The organism is Massilia polaris (assembly GCF_012927275.1).
GTDB classification, from domain to species: domain Bacteria; phylum Pseudomonadota; class Gammaproteobacteria; order Burkholderiales; family Burkholderiaceae_D; genus Telluria_A; species Telluria_A polaris.
The window spans coordinates 613,856-633,686 of record NZ_JABBGG010000001.1 but is presented as its reverse complement, the minus strand read 5'-3'; the positions used below and the strand labels follow the sequence as shown (position 1 = coordinate 633,686).

The 19,831-nt window shown below is 64.1% G+C and carries 14 protein-coding genes and 2 riboswitches; of the genes, 6 read left to right on the top strand and 8 right to left on the bottom strand.

Annotated elements, in window-relative coordinates:
- The first annotated feature begins 136 nt into the window (after window positions 1–136).
- Window positions 137–832: a dienelactone hydrolase family protein gene (locus tag HHL21_RS02980; RefSeq protein WP_169463729.1), complete on the top strand. Its 696-nt coding sequence runs from the start codon at window positions 137–139 to the stop codon at window positions 830–832.
- A gap of 11 nt (window positions 833–843) precedes the next feature.
- On the opposite strand, the gene HHL21_RS02975 is transcribed toward HHL21_RS02980, so the two are convergent.
- The 7 genes from HHL21_RS02975 to HHL21_RS02945 form a co-directional block, all read right to left on the bottom strand.
- Complete coding sequence (locus tag HHL21_RS02975; protein ID WP_169463728.1) at window positions 844–1,314, bottom strand: hypothetical protein; 471 nt, start codon at window positions 1,312–1,314, stop codon at window positions 844–846.
- A 7-nt stretch (window positions 1,315–1,321) separates the two neighbouring features.
- Window positions 1,322–1,858 carry a peptide deformylase gene (def, locus tag HHL21_RS02970; protein WP_229495897.1) on the bottom strand — a complete coding sequence of 179 codons (537 nt, stop codon included), beginning with the start codon at window positions 1,856–1,858 and terminating at the stop codon, window positions 1,322–1,324.
- Complete coding sequence (gene galU / locus HHL21_RS02965; RefSeq protein WP_169463726.1) at window positions 1,855–2,748, bottom strand: UTP--glucose-1-phosphate uridylyltransferase GalU; 894 nt, start codon at window positions 2,746–2,748, stop codon at window positions 1,855–1,857. Before galU ends, def begins: the two co-directional genes overlap by 4 nt.
- A 19-nt stretch (window positions 2,749–2,767) precedes the next feature.
- Window positions 2,768–4,789, bottom strand: coding sequence for an NAD-dependent DNA ligase LigA (gene ligA, locus HHL21_RS02960; RefSeq protein WP_169463927.1), 2,022 nt, complete (start codon window positions 4,787–4,789; stop codon window positions 2,768–2,770).
- 50 nt (window positions 4,790–4,839) lie between these two features.
- A complete protein-coding gene (locus HHL21_RS02955; RefSeq protein ID WP_169463725.1) occupies window positions 4,840–5,964 on the bottom strand; it encodes a cell division protein ZipA C-terminal FtsZ-binding domain-containing protein in 1,125 nt (374 codons plus the stop codon).
- Window positions 5,961–9,488: a chromosome segregation protein SMC gene (smc, locus tag HHL21_RS02950; RefSeq protein WP_169463724.1), complete on the bottom strand. Its 3,528-nt coding sequence runs from the start codon at window positions 9,486–9,488 to the stop codon at window positions 5,961–5,963. Before smc ends, HHL21_RS02955 begins: the two co-directional genes overlap by 4 nt.
- A 106-nt stretch (window positions 9,489–9,594) precedes the next feature.
- Window positions 9,595–11,865, bottom strand: a complete 2,271-nt coding sequence (locus tag HHL21_RS02945; protein ID WP_229495894.1) for a DUF1631 family protein — start codon at window positions 11,863–11,865, stop codon at window positions 9,595–9,597.
- Window positions 11,866–12,149: 284 nt separating this feature from the next.
- Here HHL21_RS02945 and HHL21_RS02940 point away from each other — a divergent pair, with 284 nt between their 5' ends.
- Window positions 12,150–13,508 carry a methyl-accepting chemotaxis protein gene (locus tag HHL21_RS02940; RefSeq protein ID WP_229495891.1) on the top strand — a complete coding sequence of 453 codons (1,359 nt, stop codon included), beginning with the start codon at window positions 12,150–12,152 and terminating at the stop codon, window positions 13,506–13,508.
- Window positions 13,509–13,679: 171 nt separating this feature from the next.
- Complete coding sequence (locus HHL21_RS21550) at window positions 13,680–14,021, top strand: hypothetical protein (protein WP_229495889.1); 342 nt, start codon at window positions 13,680–13,682, stop codon at window positions 14,019–14,021.
- A gap of 156 nt (window positions 14,022–14,177) precedes the next feature.
- Here HHL21_RS21550 and HHL21_RS02930 read toward each other — a convergent pair whose 3' ends face one another.
- The gene (locus HHL21_RS02930; protein WP_169463722.1) at window positions 14,178–14,738 is read right to left on the bottom strand and encodes an ATP-dependent Clp protease proteolytic subunit; all 561 of its coding nucleotides are present in this window, start codon (window positions 14,736–14,738) and stop codon (window positions 14,178–14,180) included.
- Window positions 14,739–14,882: 144 nt separating this feature from the next.
- Window positions 14,883–14,970: riboswitch (glycine riboswitch) on the top strand.
- A 17-nt stretch (window positions 14,971–14,987) separates the two neighbouring features.
- Window positions 14,988–15,090, top strand: a riboswitch (glycine riboswitch).
- Between the two features lie 68 nt (window positions 15,091–15,158).
- Between HHL21_RS02930 and gcvT the strand changes: the two genes are divergently transcribed.
- The 3 genes from gcvT (at window position 15,159) to gcvP (ending at window position 19,707) form a co-directional block, all read left to right on the top strand.
- Window positions 15,159–16,277, top strand: coding sequence for a glycine cleavage system aminomethyltransferase GcvT (gcvT, locus tag HHL21_RS02925; protein WP_169463721.1), 1,119 nt, complete (start codon window positions 15,159–15,161; stop codon window positions 16,275–16,277).
- A 47-nt stretch (window positions 16,278–16,324) separates the two neighbouring features.
- Complete coding sequence (gene gcvH, locus HHL21_RS02920) at window positions 16,325–16,705, top strand: glycine cleavage system protein GcvH (protein ID WP_169463720.1); 381 nt, start codon at window positions 16,325–16,327, stop codon at window positions 16,703–16,705.
- A gap of 107 nt (window positions 16,706–16,812) precedes the next feature.
- Complete coding sequence (gene gcvP / locus HHL21_RS02915; RefSeq protein WP_169463719.1) at window positions 16,813–19,707, top strand: aminomethyl-transferring glycine dehydrogenase; 2,895 nt, start codon at window positions 16,813–16,815, stop codon at window positions 19,705–19,707.
- Window positions 19,708–19,831: the final 124 nt, after the last annotated feature.

Genomic DNA, 19,831 nt, shown 5'->3' with positions numbered 1-19,831 from the left:
TTTCGTATAATCAACTATTCTAGCATCGCGGCATGCAAATCTGGCCATCGCGGTCGTCGCTATTCAATCCGTCGCACGTCGCGCCGCTTTCTTCTGGATGTGCCAAAATGACCACGGTCCAAACAAGGAGAAAACGATGAACGAACGCATCAAGATCGACACGCCGGACGGAAGCTTCGGCGCTTATGTTGCAAAGCCCGCGACAACGCCGGCGCCGGCAATTGTCGTCATCCAGGAAATCTTCGGCATCAACGCCGACCTGCGCGAGACCTGCGACCAGCTGGCCGCACAGGGTTTCATCGCGATCTGCCCTGACCTGTTCTGGCGCATGCAGCCGGGTGTCGAGCTGACCGACCAGAGCAAGGCAGAGTGGGCGAAGGCGATGGAGTTCTACCAGAAGTTCGATATCGACAAGGGCGTAGAGGATATCGGCGCGGCGCTGCAGACTGCGCGCACTTATGCAGGCTCCAACGGCAAAGTTGGCGTGATGGGCTTCTGCCTCGGAGGACTGATGACCTTCCTGACGGCGGCGCGCAAGGAGCCTGATGCAGCCGCGGCCTATTACGGCGGCAGGACGAACGAGTATGTGAGCGAGTTCAAGTCGGTGTCATGCCCGATGATCATGCATCTGGGGGAAGCGGACGAGTATATTCCGCCACCGGCGCGCGAGAAGATCACCAAGGCGGCCGAGGAGCATGCGAATGTGACGGTGTACACGTATGCGGGTCAGAACCACGCGTTCGCACGGCACCGCGGCACGCATTACGATGCGGCGTCGGCGAAGCTGGCGAACCAGCGCACGTTTGAGTTTTTCAAAAAGCACCTGGGCTGATCCGCCGAACCTTAGAACAGCCGGAACTTCAGCTGCAGCGATATCCCGCCGTGCAAACGGTTCTTGTACGTCGGGATCACCGCCAGGTTCACGCCCACCCGCTTGTACTCGTAGGTCGCGGTCGGAATCAAGGCCGGGAACCATCCCCCATCGCGCATGTTCGGATAGCCGTCAAACGCCCCAACCACAGCGCCCATCTTCACCCCACGGTAGCTCCACGGCTGGTAATACACACCCACGTACTTCGAGTGATCCCGGTCGCTGTTATAGAAACGCCCTGCAGTAACCGCAGCGACATCCGAGAACCGATACTCAATGCCGACACCCGGGTTCTGTCCGTTCAGGTCCTTATCGCTCTGGAAGTGGTACGTCGCGAATCCGGTCGCAAGCCAAAGCTCGCTGCGTTTGCCGCTGTCTTGCTCCTGGGCCTGGGCTTGCGCGCACAGCAGCAATGCCAGCGCGATGGCAGTTTTTTTCATCATGCTTTTATTAGTCGTCGTCGTGTGGATCAAGATCCGGGAACATCACTTCGGTGTAGCCGAACTTGGAGAAATCGGTGATCCGCATCGGGTAGAGAATCCCCAGCAGATGGTCCACCTCGTGCTGAACAACGCGCGCGTGGAACCCGTCGACATCGCGGCTGATCTTGCTCCCGAACTGATCGACGCCTTCGTACCGCAGCTTGCTGAACCGCGGCACCAGCCCGCGCAATCCTGGCACCGACAGGCAGCCTTCGAACTCATCGTCCATCTCGTCCGACAGCGGCGTGAGCACGGGGTTAATCAGCACCGTCTCCGGCACCTGCGGCGCGTCCGGATAGCGCGCGTTCTGCTTGAAGCCGTAGATCACCAGTTGCAGGTTGACGCCGATCTGCGGCGCTGCGAGGCCTGCGCCGTTCGCGTCGTGCATGGTGTCGAACATGTCGGCGATGAGCGCATGCAGTTCGGGCGTATCGAAGTCGCGCACCGGCTCGGCCACGCGAAGCAGGCGCGGATCGCCCATCTTGAGGATGTCACGAACAGTCATTTTGGGTCCATCCTTTCGCATACGTCGTTGAGGAACTGGCGCAGGCCCGCGCCGGTTTCAGGGTGTTTCAGCCCCATCGCGGTCATGGCCTTCAGGTAGCCCAGCTTGGAACCGCAGTCGTAGCGCTGGCCCGAATAACGGTAGGCCAGCACGCGCTCGGCCGCCATCAGCGCCGCGATCCCGTCGGTGAGCTGGATCTCGCCGCCGGTGCCGGTGCCGAGGTGTTCAAGGTAGTCGAAGATGCGGCCGGTCAGCACATAGCGTCCGACCACGGCGAGCGTCGACGGCGCCACTTCCGGCTGCGGCTTTTCAACGATGCCGGATACCAGCTCGATGCCCGGACGGTATGGCGCGGAGCTGACGATGCCGTATTGCCTGGTGTTCTCGCGCGGGACATCCTGCACCGCCAGCACGCTGCAGTTCTCGTAGTCGTAAAGCTCGGTCATCTGCTGGAGCACCGGCTTGTCGGCGCGACCGGTATCCATGAAGTCGTCGGCCAGCAGCACCGCGAACGGCTCATTGCCGACGACCGGCCGCGCGCACAGCACCGCGTGGCCGAGGCCAAGCGGCTCCGACTGGCGGATGTAGATGCAGGTGATGTTCTTCGGGATGACGTTGCGCACCGCTTCCAGCAACTGCGCCTTGCCGGCCGCTTCCAGCTCGGCTTCGAGCTCGTAGGCTTTGTCGAAATGGTCCTCGATCGCGCGCTTGTTGCGGCCGGTGATGAAGATCATCTCCGTGATGCCGGCGGCGACCGCCTCTTCGACCGCGTACTGGATCAGCGGCTTGTCGACGATGGGCAGCATTTCCTTTGGCTGCGCCTTGGTGGCCGGGAGGAAGCGGCTGCCAAGGCCGGCAACCGGGAATACTGCTTTTCTGATTCGCTGCATCCTGCACTCCTTCGATCTTTTACGCGGTGACGCCGTTTGCGGTCTCAAGCAGGGCTACCAGCGCGGCTTCGTCGAGCAGCGTGATGCCCAGTTCCTGCGCCTTCGCCAGCTTGCTGCCTGCGTCCGCACCAGCGACAACATACGAAGTCTTCTTCGATACCGAACCAGACACCTTGCCGCCAGCCGTCTCGATCATCGCAGCCGCTTCGTCGCGGCTCAGGGTCGGCAGCGTGCCTGTCAACACGAACGTTTTGCCGGACAGCGCACCGTCCGGCTTCGCCATCGAATGCGCGCCCTCTTTCCATGTCATGCCGGCTTCGCGCAGCTGTGCTACCAGCGCGCGGTTGTCGTCATCGGACAGGAAGTCGGCAATCGAACGCGCCACGACCGGCCCGACATCGGCCACGTCCAGCAGCTGGATCCCATTCTCCCACGTTGCCGCGTGAAGCAGTGCGTCGATGCTGCCGAAGTGCTGCGCCAGCGCCTTGGCGGTGGATTCGCCCACGTGGCGAATGCCGAGCGAGTAGATAAAACGCGCAAGCGTGGTCTGCTTCGATTTCTCAAGCGCGTCGAGCACGTTCTGCGCCGACCTGGTGGCCATGCGATCGAGCGCGCACAGGCGTTCCATGTCGAGCCGGTACAGGTCGGCGGCGGTCTTGACCACGCCCTTGTCGACCAGCTGTTCGATCAGCTGGTCGCCCATGCCTTCGACGTCGATGGCGCGGCGCGATACGAAGTGCATCAGCCCGCCCTTGCGCTGCGCGCTGCAATGCGTCCAGCCGCCGGAGCAGCGCGCGATTGCTTCGTCCTCGGGCTTGACGATCGGCGAACCGCATACCGGGCAGCTGGCCGGCATGACGAACTCGCGTGCGTCTGCCGGACGGCGTTCAGGCACGTGCGCCACCACCTCCGGGATCACATCGCCGGCGCGGCGCACGATGACGGTGTCGCCGATCCGGATATCCTTGCGGCGCACTTCGTCTTCGTTATGCAGCGTCGCGTTCATCACGTTGACGCCGCCGACGAATACCGGCACCAGCCGGGCCACAGGCGTAATCGCGCCAGTGCGGCCAACCTGCACTTCAATATCCTGTACCTGCGTCAGCGCTTCCTCGGCAGGGAACTTGTGGGCCAGCGCAAAGCGCGGCGCGCGCGACACGAAGCCAAGCTGCTGCTGGTCTTCGACCCGGTTCACTTTGTACACCACGCCGTCGATCTCGTACGGCAGGCTGGCGCGGCGCGTTCCGATGTCGCGGTAGAACGCCAGCATGCCCGCAATGCCAGGCACTACGGCGCGCTCGGCGCAGACCGGCAGGCCAAGCTCGTGGTACCAGTCCAGCAGTGCGGAGTGCGAGTCGGGCATCGCGCGCCCTTCCAGCGCGCCAATGCCATAGGCGAAGAAGCGCAGGCTGCGCTGCGCCGTGATGCGCGAGTCGAGCTGGCGCAGGCTGCCGGCAGCCGCGTTGCGCGGGTTGGCGAACTCCTTCTGTCCGGCGTCGCGCTGGCGCGCATTCAGCCTGGCGAAATCGGCTTTATACATCAACACTTCGCCGCGCACTTCGAGCACCTTCGGGACCGCACTGCCGTGCAGGCGCAGCGGGATCGCGCGGATGGTGCGGATGTTGGTCGTGACTTCCTCGCCGGTGGCGCCGTCGCCGCGCGTGGCGGCCTGCACAAACACCCCGTCTTCGTAGCGCAGGCTGATCGCCAGCCCGTCGAACTTGAGTTCACTGGCGTATTCCGCCTGCACCGCGCCCAGTCCTTCGCGCACGCGCCGGTCGAAGTTCTCGACATCTTCATCCGCAAAACCGTTATTCAGCGACAGCATCGGCACCGTATGCGTCACCTGCCTGAATTCGGGGATCGGGGCGGCGCCCACGCGGTAGGTCGGCGAATCGACCGATACCGCTTCCGGGTGCGCGCCTTCCAGTTCCTGCAGTTCGCGGAACAGCCGGTCGTACTCGGCGTCAGGAATGGTTGGCGCGTCCTGTACGTGATACGCGAAGATGTGGCGGTTCAGTTCAGTGGTCAGCCACTTCATCCGCTCCAGGTGGGCGCTGTTTGCGTCAAGCGTCACGATAATCCCCAGACTTAGCTGAACAGGCGCATTGCACGGGTCGAGCCGGCAGGGATGTCGGCCGCTTCCATCTCCTGGTAGAACTCCAGCACCTGGCCGTTGATCCCGCCGAGTGCGGCGTCGGTCAACGGCTGGTCGAAGTCGTCGACGATGGTGCAGTCAAGCCGCTCGACCAGCTGTTTGGCGCAGGTGACCATCGCGCCAAAGCCGTCGCGCGCAGGCGCGACGCATGGCACGTCGAGCAGCAGGGTCAGGCGCGAGGTGGTGTCGGCGCCCAGCGTGACGTTGGTCGACAGCGTGAACAGGATGCCGCCTTCGCCGTCCGGCATCGCAAAGCGGCCGTCCGGGCGCACGTCGAAGCCCTGCTTTTCCAGCGCGCCGATCAGCGTGGTCATCGACCATGGCGCGCCATTCGACATCAGGTTGACGCCAAGCTGGGCGTCGTGGCCCGCGACGAAGCGGTGCAAGGTGCGCGATTCGCCCATCACTTCGATCATGTCCGGGATTTCAGGCTCGGCGCCGATTTCGTCGGCCACCGCGCGCAGGCGGGTGACCAGTTCGGAGTATTCAAGTTCGTTCAGCGCGGTGGTGCGGCTGGCCATCTGCACGCCCGCCTGCAGCTTGGTGTACACGCCGCCATGCGTGATCGGTTCCCAGTCGCCGTTGACGTGCAGGCCGATGAAGTGGACCGGCTTGTTGCCGACGTGGCGCAGCGTTTGCAATACCGGCAGGATCTTGTCGCCGCGGACGGCGATCTCCAGCGCCAGCGGGATCAGGCAGTCGATCAGCGGATCGACCAGCGTGTTGGCCAGTTCGGCGGCAGGCGTCAGTCCGTCCGGGCCGACCGGCGCCTGCACCGCGGCGATCGGCGCGAAGTCGTCGACCGGCGCGGAGCCGGAAGGATCGGCGTCGAAACCATTGCCAGTGCCTGCAACGGCGCCCGGTATCGGGTTCAGGCCAAGGTCGAACGACGGCTCCTGGCGGGTTTCGCCGACGCGCATCAGCACATCGTCATGGTCGGTCGCGAAGGCGCGCTCCACGGTTTTCCTGGCTTTGTACTCCTGCCATTTGTTATAGGTGTACACGCCGGCGATAAACACGCCGCCAGCGGCAAGAAGGCTCACTTGAAGATCTGTCATGCTGCTTGTGCCTCAGTAGCGAAATTCGCGGCGGACTCCATGTCCACCGCCACAATGCGCGATACACCTTGTTCCTGCATCGTCACACCGATCAGTTGATTGGCCATTTCCATCGCAATCTTGTTATGCGAGATGAAAAGGAATTGGGTATGTTCCGACATCCGCTTGACCATCCTGCAGAAGCGCTCGGTGTTCGCGTCGTCGAGCGGCGCGTCCACTTCGTCCAGCAGGCAGAATGGTGCGGGGTTAAGCCGGAACATCGAAAACACCAGCGCGGTCGCGGTCAGGGCTTTTTCGCCGCCGGACAGCAGGTGGATGGTCGCGTTCTTCTTACCCGGCGGCTGCGCCATCACCTGCACGCCGGAGTCGAGGATTTCATCGCCGGTCATCACCAGCTTGGCATTGCCGCCGCCAAACAGGATCGGGAACAGCTCCGAGAAATGGTGGTTGACCTTGTCGAAGGTGTCCTGCAGCAGGTCACGCGTTTCCTTGTCGATCTTGTGGATGGCGTCTTCCAGCGTGGTGATCGCTTCATTCAGGTCGGCGTTCTGCGAATCGAGGAAGTTCTTGCGCTCGGACGCCTGAGCCAGCTCGTCGAGCGCAGCCAGGTTGACCGCGCCAAGCGACGTGATGGCGTTGGTCAGGCGCGTGACTTCGCCCTGCAGGTACGACGCCTTCATGTCCGGATGGAGCTTCTCGGTCAGCGCTGCTTCGTCGGCTTGCACCGCCTTGAGCGCCTCGTCGAACTGCTCCTGGTTCAGGCGCGCGGCCTGTTCCTTCAGCTGCATCTCGGTGATCTTGTCGCGCTGCGGCTGCAGGCTGCGTTCGGCCTGCATGCGCGCTTCTTCGGCGCTGCGCAGCTGCTGGGTGATCTGGTCGAGCTCATGGCGCGCATCGGACAACGCGCGCTCCTGGCCGGTGCGGCGGTCGAGCAGGTCCTGCAGGCCGTCTTTGGCGGCGCCCGATTCGAGCGTTTCAAGTTCCTGCTGCCCAAGTTCGATGCTCTCGCCGACCTGCGAGGCCTGCTGCGTGGCGGTCGCGATATTGCGGCGCAGTTCTTCGATCTTGCTGCGCTGTGACTTCTCGGCGAACTGCGCTTCCTGCGCCGCGCGTTCCATCTCGCGCAGCTGCTGGCGCGCGTCGGCCAGCGCCTGCTCCTTTTCGAGGAACACGGTCTGCCCGTCTTCGTGCGCGCCCTGCAGTTCGGCCAGCTCCATGTCGAGCTGCTCGAATTTTTCTTCGGCCTCGGCCTGGATCTGCTGCTGCTCCGCTTCCTGCGCCGCGATCTCGGCCAGGTCGGTGGCGATCTGGGTGCTGCGCTGGTTGAAGCGCGCTTCGACTTCGGACTGCTTGACGACGTCGATCTGCAGCCCGTGCACCTGCTGCGTCAGCCCCGCGATGCGCTGGCGCGCGTCCTGCAGGCGGCGCGAAAGATCGGATGCGGCCGCGTCGGCACGTACCGAACGGGCGCGCGCTTCGTCAGCCAGCAGCGCTTGCGCGCGCAGCTGGCGCGTGATGTTTTCGATTTCCTGCTGGCGCCCGAGCATGCCGTCCTGCTCGGAATCGGGGGCGTAGAACCGCACGCTTGACTGCGTGACGACGTGGCCCTGGCGCGTGATGAACGAGCCGCCGGTCGGCAGCTTGCCGCGCTCCGCGAACGCGCTCGCCGTGTCTTCGGCGGCGAATACATTGTGCAGCCAGTCGTGCAGCAGTCCGCGCAAGCCGGTTTCGTTCAGCTTGAGCAGGTTGGCGAACGGCTTGAGTCCATTGACTTCCGCCGGCGTCGCGGCGTTTCCCAGCGTTGGGCTATACAGCGCCAGCTTGGCTGGCGGCGCATCGTTGAAGAAGGCCTTGGCCCAGTCGATGTTCGACATCTCCAGCGCGCCAGTTCGTTCGCGCAGCACCGCTTCCATCGCGGTTTCCCAGCCCTGCTCGATGTGCAGCTTCTGCCACAGGCGCGGCAGGCCGTCGAGTTCATGCTTCTGCAGCCAGGGCTGGACCTTGCCCTGCGTTTGCACGCGTTCCTGCAGCTGCTTCAACGCCGACAGGCGCGCTTCCAGCTGCGCGTTGGCCGCGCTTTCGGCATTCACCTGCGCCTGGGCGGCGGAGCGCTCTTCCTCGACGCGCTGCTGCTGCTCGGCTGCTTCCTCGAGCGTCAATGTCTGCTCTTCCAGCGCCTGCTGCTTTTCCTCGAGCTGCATCTTGAGGTTGGCGAGGTGGCTGCTGTCCGGCAGGTTCAAGCCGTTCTTTTCCTGCTGCAGGCGCTCGCGCCGCGTGGCCAGGCCCTGCAGGATGTTCGATGCGTTGCGCTGGTGCGCCGACGACAGCTCGATCTGCTGCTGCGCCTGCATGATCTTCTGGCGCGATCCGGTGGTCGTTTCCTGCGCTTCGCGCCATGCCGCTTCCAGCGACGGGATGCGTTCGTTCTGCGCTTCCGCCGACATCTGCGACTGCTCGACGCGGCCGCCCAGCTCCTCCAGCAGGTACTCGGCTTCTTCGACCTGTTCCTGGTATTCCTGGCCCTGCGCCTGCCACTGGTTGCGCTGTGCGGTCAATGTGCCGATCTGGTTCTGCAAGCGCGAACGCGATTCGATCACGAACTTGATCTGCGCTTCGAGGCTGCCGATTTCGGAGTTGGTCTGGTACAGGTGCCCCTGCGCCGTGTGAAGGCGGTCGCCGACCGCGAAGTGGGCCTGGCGCATGCGCTCGAGGTCCAGCTCGACGTGGCGCAGCTTGGCGGTCTGCTCTTCGAGGTCGGTCTGGGCCTGCTCCATCTCGCGGAAGTACTTGGTTTGCTCGGCCTTCGCCTCGTTCTTGCGCAGCAGCCAAAGCAGCTTCTGTTTTTCTTCCTGGTCGCCCTGCAGCGTGTGGAACTTGTTGGCCACGACAGCCTGCGCTTCGAGCTTCTCGAGGTTCGCGTTCAGTTCACGCAGGATGTCCTCGACGCGCAGCAGGTTTTCGCGCGTGTCGTTCAGGCGGTTTTCGGTTTCGCGGCGGCGTTCCTTGTACTTCGAGACGCCTGCCGCCTCTTCCAGGAAGATGCGCAGTTCTTCAGGACGCGACTCGATGATCCGCGAGATCATGCCCTGCCCGATGATGGCGTAGGCGCGCGGACCGAGGCCGGTGCCGAGGAAGATGTCCTGGATGTCGCGCCGGCGTACCGGCTGGCTGTTGATGTAGTAGGTCGAAGTGCCGTCGCGGGTCAGGGTGCGCTTGACCGCGATCTCGGCGTACTGGCCCCACTGGCCGGCGGCCTTGCCGTCGTTATTGTCGAACACCAGTTCGACGGAGGCGCGCCCGGCGGGCTTGCGGTGCGTGGAGCCGTTAAAAATCACGTCCTGCATCGACTCGCCACGCAGTTCGGACGCCTTCGATTCGCCCAGCACCCATCGCACGGCGTCGATGATATTCGACTTGCCGCAGCCATTCGGGCCGACGACGCCCACCAACTGACCCGGGACCTGGAAATTGGTGGGATCAACGAAAGACTTAAATCCCGACAATTTAATGGAAGATAGACGCACGTTGTTGACTGTTCCTGGCCTTGCTCGGCTCTAGGTTACCCGGCGAACGGAAAGGGCACCATCATACCATTGGTTGCTTGCATTAAGGCCAAGTTCAGAGCCGGTATCAGGCGGCGACGACCAAACCGGCCGGGTCATTGACCGCCATGGCCTCCGACAGCACGCGCGCCACCACCCCGCTCTCCTGGATCACGCGGGCCTTGCCGTCGCGGCAGGCCTGCGCCAGCGCCTCGCCCTGCAGCGAGAACGACTCCTGCCGCGCCCCGCTCGAGAAGATAAACAGGCTGCGCAGCGGGCTGACCCACGCCAGCTTCGCCTTGCGCACACTGTCGTCCGGCTGGACAAACTCCAGCCACATGCCGCGCTCAAGCCCGTCTACGGTCACCAGCGCCTCGTCAGCCTGCGCTGCCTGCTCCTGAGCGTCCGCCGCCTGCTCTTTCTCGATGCGGCGAATCGCATCCTGCTGCGCGACCTCGACCGCGATTTCAAGCTGCCGCAATGGCGACAGGTCCAGCGGCGCGCGCACGATCGAGACATGGCACTCGGCCAGCCCGGCAAAGAATTGCAACCGGTCCGCATCCTGCCACTTGATGACGTCGAGCCACTTGTTCAGCGCGGCGAGCAGCGCCGGCAGCTTGCCGATCAGTTCCTTGCGCTGCTCGGCCGTCACCTTGGGCTTGACGCTCCACAGCAGCTCGTCCATTGTGCGCGTCGCGTTGGCAACCGCGCCTGGCTTGTCGTCTTCCACGCTGTAGGCAACCGTCAGAACCGTGGTCCACTTGCGCTCAAGGAAGGAATCGACGATCTCCACCGCGCCGTTGCCGCCGATGCGCATCGCCACCGCGGTCTTCGCGCTGCGCGTCGCCTCGACCGCTTTTTCCTGCTTGAGCGCGTTTGCAATCGGACCTGCGATATCGCTGTCGGCGACGCTCTCGTCGGCCGCAATCGACGCCTCGAGGTCGGCCACCGCTTCGGCGAACGCTTGCTGCTCGCGGCCGGCGTCGCGCCCGACCAGGTCGACGTTGCGGCGCATCGCCTGGAACAAGGGGTCGTCGGCGTCCTTGCGCTGCTCCCAGCCCATGCGCGACAGCAGGTCGATCATGCGCCGCGCCGGGTGCGCTTCCTCGAAGAAGAAGTTCTTGTCCGACAGCGCCGCCTTCAGCACCGGGATCTGCAGGAACTGGATCAGGTCGCGGATTTCCGCAGGGATGCTGTCGTCGAGGAAAACGGTCTCGAAGATGCGCGACAGCAGGTCGATGGTGCTTTCGTCGCCGCGCGACAGGCTGCCCTGCGGCAGGCTCTGCTTCAGGCGCGGCAAGTAGAACGCATTGTGCGGCGTCGCGCCGCCTTCGCTTGCCGTACCGGCCGCAGGGAGCTGGGGAAGACGTTTCTGCATCTCGCCCAGCAGGCCAATCAGGCTGGCGCCAGTCAGCACGGGGGCTTGCGACACGGAGCTGACGCCGGCTGGGGGATGGATGGATCCCCCGGCACCATCAGCCTGTTGATGTGCAGCTCCAGCCTTTTCGGCAAAGCCACCGCGCGTCGGCACTGCTTCTCCCGGCGTCGGCGCATCGAAGCCCGCGGCGGTGCTCGGCCGCCAGCCTCCGTTACCTTGCGGCATGGACGGAAGGTCGGGAATCAGCGGCATGCCATCGCCGGTGGCTGCCCCGCCCGAGAAAAAATCCTGCAGCCGGCGCGACAAGGCCGCTTTTTCCTGCACCCTCGCGGCCCTGGCTGCTGCCGCGTTGTCGGTTTTCTGGATACGGTAGGCGTCGACCGAGCCCGGCAACACGCCCTTGCGCACCATCGCCAGGTTCAACGCTTCGTACATTGGGGCGAATTCGAACAGCACCGCCGGCTTCAGCAGGGGCAGCAGCAGCTCATGGCCGGCCGCATTGGGTTCGAATTCGATCCAGGCCTGCTGGAATGCCATCAGGAAGACCTGCGGCCGGAATGGGTTCTGGTTCATGCGCAACACGTCGCGTTCGAGCATGTACCCCAGCCGCACATCCAGCGTGGCGAGCGCATCCGAGCAACTGACGTCGAATGGCCGGCTGATCGTTTCGAACGCCACCCGGTTGTCCATCTCTTCCAGTGGCACCAGGCCGAGCGGGACGGCTGCGCCGGCACTCTTGACCGGTACTGGCGCAAGCGCCACCAGTTCCTTGCGTACCGCATCGGCAAGCGCGGTGCAGGCAAGGTGGAAGAAGGCGTAGCTGTTTTCTTTCAGGAGATTGCCGGATTTGACGCGCTGGAACATCGCGCCGCCGTTGGCGGAGGCGCTGGCCGCGTCGAGCAAATCGGCAATGATGCGGTTGACTACCGCCATCAGATTGTCGTTGACGTGGCTGGCAACGATGCCGACGAGCTTGTCCATCAGGTCCTGGCGCGCTTGGACGCCAGATGCCTGTGGAGAAGCTGCTTCCGAATCTCGACTCGCCATCATCAGTCCATTCTGACAGATAATTTCCACATGGCAATAGTCGATATGCATATTTGCCACGCTTTGGGGGGCATGCCGGTGACTTTTTGCGAGATAGTTCCCCGCCACGGGCTAGCCGATGTCCGCCCTACCTTGATATCGCGCAAATGTTGCAGTTTGGACTTCCTTACCATGGCATGGATCCCCCGCCTGGTGTAGCCACCGAGAAGGAACCCGCCATGAAACGCATCCGCAACCTCGACACCAACCTCAAGATCCACGCCTGCCTGGCCATCGTGTCGTTCCTTGGCGTGGCGCTGGCGGCCTGGCTGCTGGCCCAGCTTGGCCAGTTGAGCGAGCTCACGGCCCAGGTGTTGCAGCAAGGCGGCAAGGCCGGCGGCGGCGCCCACGCGGCGGAGCTGCTGCGCTCGGGTTACAGCGGCACGCGCAACTGGAGCATCGCGCTCATCATCGCCGGCCTGGCGGTCGCGGGCACACTCGCCGCCTGGCTCGCGGCCGAAGTATCGCGTCCGATCCACGCGGCCGTGCTGGCAGCCCAGCGCATCGCCAGCGGCGACCTGGGCACCCGCATCGAGCAGGAAGGCAGCGGCGAGCAGGCCCTGCTATCGCGTGCGATGCAGGAGGTGAACGACAAGCTGGTGGCGCTGATCGCCGGCGTGCGCTCCGATTCGGAGACGATCGCCAGCGGAGCGGGCGAAATCGCCAGCAGTGGCATGGACTTGTCGGCGCGTACCGAACAGCAGGCCGCGTCATTGGAGGAAACCGCGTCCTCGATGGAAGAGCTGACCTCCACCGTCAAGCAGAACGCCGACCACGCCCACCAGGCCAGCAAGCTGGCCGTGTCGGCGTCGGAAGTGGCGGTCAAGGGCGGCCAGGCGGTGTCCGAGGTAGTCGGCACGATGGCGTCGATCAACGAGTCGTCGCGCCGCATTGCCGAGATCATCGGCGTCATCGACGGCATCGCTTTCCAGACTAATATCCTGGCGCTGAACGCGGCAGTGGAAGCTGCGCGCGCCGGCGAACAGGGACGCGGCTTCGCAGTGGTGGCGGCCGAAGTGCGCAACCTGGCGCAGCGCTCGGCCGCTGCCGCACGCGAGATCAAGGAACTGATCGACGATTCGGTCGGCAAGGTCACGGCCGGCACGCAGCTGGCCGACAAGGCGGGCAAAACGATGAACGAGGTCGTGTCCAGCGTGAAGCGCGTCACCGAGATCATCGGCGAGATCGCCGCGGCCAGCGCCGAACAGGCCGCCGCCATCGAGCAGGTCAACCAGGCCATCGCCGCAATGGACCACGCCACCCAGCAGAACTCGGCGCTGGTCGAGGAGTCGGCGGCAGCGGCAGCGTCGATGCGCGACCAGGCGGGCGCGCTCAAGCACACCATCGCTGCTTTCTCGCTGGATGCCGGGCACCCACGGCCGGCGGCCCAGATCCACCTGATCGCCAGCAATCCCGGCAGGCCCGTCGTTGCGAGACGCGAACCGGTGAAGCGCCCTCGCCCGGCTCCGGTCCCGGCCGCGGCGGCCCCAGGCAAGCGCGCCGCAACCAGGCTAGATGCCGATTGGGAAGAATTCTGACGGCTGAGTGTTGCAATCCTGTAGGACTCAATCCTACAGGGGTACGAGTAATGTTCTGATACCGATTCAACAGTGCGGATTGCATCATTGCTTCACCGGAAACGCAGATGAAAACTTTTCTCGACTGCAAAACCGGTGAGCACAGCATCCCAACTTTAAAGAGGAATGAACATGAACTCGAACCAAAAGAAACAAGCTAGTAAGCAACAACCGGGTAACCAGCAGTCGGGTAACCAATCGGGCTCGCGTTCGGAAAGCAACCAGGATAGCCAGCAATCGGCCAATAACCCCGGTTCGCGTTCGGGCAACCAGGGCGGCACCCACGAGCAGCACGTTGAAGCGGGCCGCCAAAGCCACAAGAACGACGCATCGCGCCAGTCGGGATCGCCTGGTTCGGACGCCAATTCGGCATCGCCGGGCGGCCGCCAGTCGAGCGGGGGCGGAACCCGCGGCGGCACCCCTGAGCAACACGCTGAAGCTGGCCGTCAAAGCCACAAAAACGACAAGCGCTGATAACGTCGTCGCCTGCTGGACGGCGCCGTGTTTCCGGGCCCCGTCATTTCAGTAGCCAAACAGGAAGCAAAAAGAAAGAGTCTGCGCCGGACATTCCGGTTGGCAGGCTCTTTTCCGTTGGGCGCCATTAAAAAAACCGGCGCGAGGCCGGTTCGGTCAGATGTTGTGCAGGTGGAAGCCCTTGGGCGGGGCGAAATCGCGGATGCTGTTGACCACCCCGGCCGTTTCGGCGTCGCGCGCGGTCAGGTGCAGGTCGGAATACTGGTGGATCGCCCACTGTTCCGGCGTCAGCGTGACGTGCTTGCGCAGGATCGACTCGGTGCGGGCATCGTCGGCGCGCAGGCCTTCGACGATGATGTTGAGGGCATCCGGCCGCGCGCCAGGCGAAGCGGTGGCATGCGACTTGTGCACCATGAAGCGCGCCGTCTCGCTGGCATATCGCTCGGTGCCCGACAAGAACAGGATGACCGCAATCGACGCGACCGCGCCGCCGTTATACACCACGAACTTGATCGGCGAATTCGACAGGAAGTTGTACAGGCACAGGCCATCGCTGACATAGCCGCCATTCGACTGTATTAATACGTGCGCGGTATCGATGCCGCGCTCAGTCATTTCGGCGACCGCCTCGAACACGCGGTGCACCATGTCGCTGTTGACGTCTCCCGACAAGGTGTAATAGGCGTCCGTTTCCTTGCTCACGGTTTCTTCGCTCATGGTTATTAGCTCGCGTTATTGATAGTCGGATTCTAACAAATTAGGTGATGGCAAGCCTCGCACGGGAAGCCATTCGTGCGCGCCCTTCCCTGCCGGGTCGCATGCCGCCGAGTTGACACAGAGGCCATGGTGGCATATGCTCCACAGTCTTGATCGGGAGAGGGCAGCGTCCAAGCTGCCGCCGAAGGGGCATCACCCAAAAACTCTCAGGCAAAAGGACCGGTCAGGGGTCGGCAGCGCATCGCGCACCGGTTCAACTCTGGAGAGCGGCCGCGGCACTTGCAAGCGGCCCACCGAAGGGGCAGGCGGATCATTCCGCTATCTCTCAGGTATCGAGGACAGAGGGGCGCGAACATACGTGGACGGCTGCGGCCGCGCGTCTGCTCGGCAGTCCCCTTTTCACTTGCCCTGAGGATTTCCATGACGCTTAAAGCGACCCCGCTCAATTCCGCACACCGCGCCGCCGGCGCCAAGATGGTCGACTTCGGCGGCTGGGACATGCCTGTCAACTACGGCTCCCAGATCGAAGAACACCATGCCGTGCGCACCGACGTCGGCATGTTCGACGTCTCGCACATGTGCGTGGTCGACCTCGAAGGCGCCAACGTGCGCGCTTTCCTGCGCGGCCTGCTGGCCAATAACGTCGACAAGCTGCAGGTTCCGGGCAAGGCGCTGTACTCGTGCATGCTCAAGCCTGACGGCACCGTCATCGACGACCTGATCGTCTACTTCTTCGGCGAGAACTGGTTCCGCCTGGTGGTCAACGCCGGCACCGCCGAAAAAGACATCGCCTGGATCAACGCGCAGAACGCGGCGACCAGCAGCGGCGTCACCGTCACCCAGCGCCGCGATGGCGACAACGCGATGGCGCTGATCGCCGTCCAGGGCCCGAACGCCCGCGCCAAGGTATGGGAAGTGCTGCCGACCGCGAAGGAAGCATCCGAGCCGCTCAAACCATTCAATGCCGTCATCGCCAAGGACACCGCGTTCGGCGAAGTGATGGTCGCGCGCACCGGCTACACCGGCGAAGACGGCTTCGAGCTGGCTTTCCCTGCTTCGCAAGCCGACGCGCTGTGGAACGCGCTGGTGGCCGCCGGCGTCAAGCCTGCGGGCCTGGGCGCACGCGACACGCTGCGCCTGGAAGCCGGCATGAACCTGTACGGCCAGGACATGGACGAAACCGTCAACCCGCTCGACGCCGGCCTGGCATGGACCGTCGACCTGGTCTCCGAGCGCGACTTCATCGGCAAGGCCGCACTGCAGAAGGACGGCCAGCACCAGCAGTACGTGGGCCTGATCCTGCGCGAAAAAGGCGGCGTGCTGCGCGCGCACCAGAAAGTCATCAGCGCATCGGGCAGCGTCGGCGAAATCACCAGCGGCACCTTCAGCCCTACCATGCAGCAAGCCATCGCGCTGGGCCGCCTGCCGATGGACGTCGCCGTCGGCGACACCGTGCACGTCGAAATCCGCGACAAGAAGCTGGCCGCCACCGTGATCAAGCTGCCGTTCGTCCGTAACGGTAAAATCCTGGTTGCCTGACCAGCCCCGCAAACCAACACCTGACACTTATTAACATGGAGCCACACATGAATATTCCTGCCGACCTGAAATACACCGAATCCCACGAATGGGTACGCGCTGAACAAGACGGCACCCTGACCGTCGGCATCACCGAATTCGCCCAGGACGCACTGGGCGACATCGTGTTCGTCGAACTGCCGAAAGTCGGCAAGTCGTACACCGCCGGCGACGACGCAGCAGTGGTCGAATCGGTCAAGGCCGCAAGCGACATCTACGCCCCTGTATCGGGCGAAGTCGTGGCGGTCAATGATTCGGTGGCCGACGCGCCTGACTCGATCAACCAGGACGCCTACTCGGCCTGGCTGTTCAAGATCAAGCCAAGCGACGCCAACGCCATCAACGGCCTGCTCGACGCAGCCGGCTACGGCAAGGCAACCGCCGAGTAATCCGGTTTTGCTGCCGCGCGCCCGCGCGCGGCAGGACCTGCCCTATCAGCCCTTCACACCCATCGGCCGCCGCCCCTCCGGCTGCCAGCATCTTATTTGGCCTCTACATGACCCGCACCAGCCTGACCCAACTTGAAGCCCGCGACGATTTCATCTCGCGCCACATCGGCCCATCGGACACCGAACAGCAAGCCATGCTGTCGAAGCTCGGCTACGCATCGCGCGCCGCGCTGATCGACGCTGTCGTCCCGGCCAACATCCGCAACAAGAGCAAGCTCGCGCTGGGCGAGTTCTACAACCCGATGCCGGAGCAGGAAGCGCTGGCCAGGCTGAAGGCGATCGCCTCAAAGAACAAGGTCATGAAGTCGGTGATCGGCCAGGGCTACTACGGCACCTTCACGCCGAACGTCGTGCTGCGTAACATCTTCGAAAACCCGGCTTGGTACACCGCCTACACCCCGTACCAGCCGGAGATCTCGCAAGGCCGCCTCGAAGCGATCCTGAACTTCCAGCAGGTCGTCACCGACCTGACCGGCATGGGCATCGCCAACTCGTCGATGCTGGACGAAGGCACCGCTGCCGCCGAAGCGATGACGCTGATCCAGCGCGTCGGCAAATCGGCATCGAACGTGTTCTACGTCGCCGACGACGTGCTGCCGCAGACGCGCGAAGTGATCGAAACCCGCGCCCGGCCGCTCGGCATCGAAGTGCGCACCATCGCTGCCAGCGAAGTCGAGTCGCTCGACGCATCGTGCTTCGGCGTGCTGCTGCAATACCCGGGCGTCAACGGCGAAGTGCGCGATTACCGCGCCGCCGTCGAGAAGCTTCACGCAGCCGGCGCGATGGTCATCGCCGCCGCCGACCTGCTGGCGCTGACCCTGCTCACGCCTCCGGGCGAATGGGGCGCCGACGTCGTTGTCGGTAACAGCCAGCGCTTCGGCGTACCGCTCGGCTTCGGCGGCCCGCACGCAGGCTTCCTCGCTACCCGCGACGAATTCAAGCGCAGCATGCCAGGCCGCCTGGTCGGCGTAACGATCGACGCGCAAGGCAACAAGGCATACCGCCTCGCGCTGCAAACCCGCGAGCAGCACATCCGCCGCGAAAAAGCTACCTCCAACATCTGCACCGCGCAGGTCCTGCTGGCAGTGATGGCGTCGATGTACGCCGTCTACCACGGCCCGAAAGGCCTGGCGCAGATCGCGACCCGCGTGCACCGCTTCACCAGCATCTTCGCAGCGCAACTGGGCCAGCTCGGCTACACGCTGGCCAACAGCACCTGGTTCGACACGCTGACCATCAAGACCAACCGCGCCGACCAGCTGCACGCCGCCGCTGAAGCGAAGGGCGTCAACCTGCGCCGCATCGACGCATCGCATGTCGGCGTCTCGCTCGACGAGACCACCACGCGCGAAGACATCGCCCTGCTGCATTCGATCTTCGCCGAAGGCATCGACAGCGCCAGCGCGTTCGACCTCGACGCGCTCGACGCGGACATCGACGACACCTACCCGTCCGAACTGGCGCGCACCAGCGCCTACCTGACGCACCCGACCTTCAGCCGCTACCACGCCGAACACGAAATGCTGCGCTACCTGCGCAGCCTGGCCGACAAGGACCTGGCGCTCGACCGCACCATGATCCCGCTCGGTTCGTGCACGATGAAGCTGAACGCCACCAGCGAAATGATCCCGGTCACCTGGCCGGAGTTCTCGTCGATCCACCCGTTCGCGCCTGATTCGCAGACCGTCGGCTACCGCGAGATGATCGGCCAGCTCGAAGAGATGCTGTGCGCCGTCACCGGCTACGCCGCGATCTCGCTGCAGCCGAACGCCGGCTCGCAAGGCGAATACGCAGGCCTGCTGGTTATCCAGGCATACCACGAGTCGCGCGGCGAAGGCCACCGCAACATCTGCCTGATCCCATCGTCCGCGCACGGCACCAACCCGGCATCGGCCAACATGGTCGGCATGAAGGTCGTGGTCACCGCCTGCGACGAAAACGGCAACGTCGACCTCGACGACCTCAAGGCCAAGGCTGAACTGCACAGCAAGAACCTCGCGTGCGTGATGGTGACCTACCCATCGACCCACGGCGTGTTCGAGGAAGGCATCCAGGAACTCTGCGAAGTCATCCACTCGCACGGCGGCCAGGTCTACATCGACGGCGCCAACATGAACGCGCTGGTTGGCGTAGCGGCGCCGGGCAGCTTCGGCGGCGACGTCAGCCACCTGAACCTGCACAAGACCTTCTGCATTCCCCACGGCGGTGGCGGACCGGGCGTTGGCCCGATCGGCGTTGGCGCGCACCTCGCCAAGTTCCTGCCGAACCAGCGTTCGACCGGCTACTCGCGCGACGAAGCGGGCATCGGCGCGGTCAGCGCCGCGCCGTACGGCTCGGCCAGCATCCTGCCGATCTCGTGGATGTACATAGCGATGATGGGCGGCGAAGGGCTGACCGAAGCCACTGAGACCGCCATCCTGTCGGCCAACTACATCGCCCGCCGCCTGGCGCCGCACTATCCGGTTCTGTACACGGGTCATGACGGACTGGTGGCGCACGAATGCATCCTCGACCTGCGTCCGCTGCAGGACGCGACCGGCATCAGCAATGAGGATGTCGCCAAGCGTTTGATGGACTTCGGCTTCCACGCACCGACCATGAGCTTCCCGGTACCGGGCACGTTGATGATCGAGCCGACCGAGAGTGAGTCGAAGGTCGAGATCGACCGCTTCATCGACGCGATGATTGCGATCCATGCAGAGATCGTCAAGGTTGAACGTGGCGAGTACGACCGCATGGACAACCCGCTCAAGGGCGCGCCGCACACGGCGGAAGTGGTGATGGCTGACGACTGGCAGCACAAGTACACGCGCGAAGCGGCTGCCTTCCCGGTAGCGTCGCTGCGCAAGCAGAAGTACTGGCCGCCGGTCGGCCGTGCCGACAACGTGTACGGCGACCGCAACCTGTTCTGCGGCTGCGCCCCGATCAGCGATTACGAGTAAGCATTAACGGCGGTTCGCATACGCCGGCAATTGGCGGAATGCGCTCCGCTTTTCCACGCTACGATTTGCCGCGGGCTGTGGGGTGGAAAAGCGAAGCGCATTCCGCCATTTTTTATTCACGGGC

Coding starts and splice junctions, on each gene's coding strand:
- HHL21_RS02980 (WP_169463729.1), top strand. CDS start 137: ATGAACGAACGCATCAAGATCGACACGCCGGACGGAAGCTTCGGCGCT.
- HHL21_RS02975 (WP_169463728.1), bottom strand. CDS start 1,314: ATGATGAAAAAAACTGCCATCGCGCTGGCATTGCTGCTGTGCGCGCAA.
- def (WP_229495897.1), bottom strand. CDS start 1,858: ATGACTGTTCGTGACATCCTCAAGATGGGCGATCCGCGCCTGCTTCGC.
- galU (WP_169463726.1), bottom strand. CDS start 2,748: ATGCAGCGAATCAGAAAAGCAGTATTCCCGGTTGCCGGCCTTGGCAGC.
- ligA (WP_169463927.1), bottom strand. CDS start 4,789: ATGAAGTGGCTGACCACTGAACTGAACCGCCACATCTTCGCGTATCAC.
- HHL21_RS02955 (WP_169463725.1), bottom strand. CDS start 5,964: ATGACAGATCTTCAAGTGAGCCTTCTTGCCGCTGGCGGCGTGTTTATC.
- HHL21_RS02945 (WP_229495894.1), bottom strand. CDS start 11,865: ATGGACAAGCTCGTCGGCATCGTTGCCAGCCACGTCAACGACAATCTG.
- HHL21_RS02940 (WP_229495891.1), top strand. CDS start 12,150: ATGAAACGCATCCGCAACCTCGACACCAACCTCAAGATCCACGCCTGC.
- HHL21_RS21550 (WP_229495889.1), top strand. CDS start 13,680: ATGAACTCGAACCAAAAGAAACAAGCTAGTAAGCAACAACCGGGTAAC.
- HHL21_RS02930 (WP_169463722.1), bottom strand. CDS start 14,738: ATGAGCGAAGAAACCGTGAGCAAGGAAACGGACGCCTATTACACCTTG.
- gcvT (WP_169463721.1), top strand. CDS start 15,159: ATGACGCTTAAAGCGACCCCGCTCAATTCCGCACACCGCGCCGCCGGC.
- gcvH (WP_169463720.1), top strand. CDS start 16,325: ATGAATATTCCTGCCGACCTGAAATACACCGAATCCCACGAATGGGTA.
- gcvP (WP_169463719.1), top strand. CDS start 16,813: ATGACCCGCACCAGCCTGACCCAACTTGAAGCCCGCGACGATTTCATC.